At 67.1% G+C, this 1,443-nt stretch carries 1 protein-coding gene; it reads right to left on the reverse strand.

What is annotated here, in order from left to right; all coding sequences use genetic code 11:
• Window positions 1–22 precede the first annotated feature (22 nt).
• Window positions 23–1,213, reverse strand: a complete 1,191-nt coding sequence (locus tag AB0M63_RS44575; RefSeq protein ID WP_366023406.1) for an IS110 family transposase — start codon at window positions 1,211–1,213, stop codon at window positions 23–25.
• Window positions 1,214–1,443 lie beyond the last annotated feature (230 nt).

The following is a 1,443-nucleotide window of genomic DNA, read 5'->3' on the forward strand; positions in this document are numbered from 1 at the left end:
CACTGATTCCTAATGCGGTTTGTCAAGCCGCGAGGGGACTGGGTGGGGTGAGCTCGTAGCGTCGTCCATCGCGTAGGAGTGCCCAGAGGACGTTCACGCGGCGGCGGGCCAGGGCGAGCACGGCCTGGGTATGACGCTTGCCCTCACCGCGTTTGCGGTCATAGAACCGGCGCGACTCGTCGCAGTGGCGGATGCTGAACAACGCCGAGATGTAGAAGACGCGTTGGAGCCGGCGGTTGTAGCGCCGCGGGCGCCGCAGGTTGCCGCTGATCTTCCCGGAGTCGCGAGGCACAGGTGCGACGCCGCCGAAGCCGGCGAGACGGTCTGCCGTGCCGAAGACCGTCATGTCGCCGCCGGTGGCGGCCAGGAACTCGGCGCCGAGGATGACGCCCAGCCCCGGCATGCTGGTGATCACGTCGAAGGCGTGGTGCTGGCGAAACCGGGTCTCAATGACTTTGTCGAGCTCGGCGACCTGCTGGTTGAGGCTCATCACCTCCCTCGCCAGTGTGTGCACCAGTTCCGCAGCCAGTTTCTCGCCGGGCAGGCTGGTGTGCTGGCGTTCGGCGGCCTGGACGGCGATCTCGGCGAGCCGGTCGGCGCGTACGACGTGACGGTTGCGCAGCCAGGTCTGAAGACGCTTGGCACCGATGCGGCGGATGGCCGCGGGGGTCTGGTAGCCGGTCAGCAGGGTGAGCGGGCCTGTGTTGGTGAGGTCCAAAGCCCGTTCCAGGCCGGGCAAGACGCTCGTGAGCTGGGCTCGCAGACGGTTGACCGTGCGGGTGCGGTCGGCGACCATGTCCGTGCGCCGGCCGGTGAGGAGTTTGAGGTCGGTGACGGTGGCGTCGCCGGCATGTAAGGGGTGCAGGTCGCGGCGGATGCGGACCTGGTCGGCGATGACGGCGGCGTCCTTGGCGTCGGTCTTGCCCTCGCCGCGGTAGCTCTCGGAGGCGCGGTGGATGGCCCGGCCGGAGATGTAGTGCACCAGCTGGTCGTTGTTGAGGAGGACGGCGATGGCCAGGGCGGCTCCGCCGTCGGCCAGGTCGATGCCCCAGGTCACCTCGTCGCCCAAAGCCAGGACGTCGGCGAGGAGTTCGAGGATTTCGGGCTCGTCATTGGCGACGCGACGTGACAGCAGCCGACGGCCGCTCTCATCGATCACTACGCAATGGTGATGGGTCTTGCCTGCGTCGATGCCGGCCCAGATCGCGGCCATGTGATGCCTCCGTGCGGTGTGATGCTGATGCCTCCCGACGGACGACCTCGCTGTCGATTCCCTACTCAGCGATCATTCGCAATTCCTAATTGGCAGCCGAGTCGTCGTGGGGCACCGGGCGGCCAATCAGTGAAAGCCACAAGCGGCAGAGCGTTTTCAACCACACCCGGCGCCCCTGGGTAGGTGAACCATACGAGGGGCTCACCACAGCCCGCAGAACAACGTAGGGA

This window comes from Streptomyces sp. NPDC051576 (assembly GCF_040681835.1).
In the GTDB taxonomy this organism is placed as follows: domain Bacteria; phylum Actinomycetota; class Actinomycetes; order Streptomycetales; family Streptomycetaceae; genus Streptomyces.

Bases quoted from the DNA above. Each gene is read 5' to 3' on its own strand.
- AB0M63_RS44575 (WP_366023406.1), bottom strand. From the start codon at position 1,213: ATGGCCGCGATCTGGGCCGGCATCGACGCAGGCAAGACCCATCACCAT.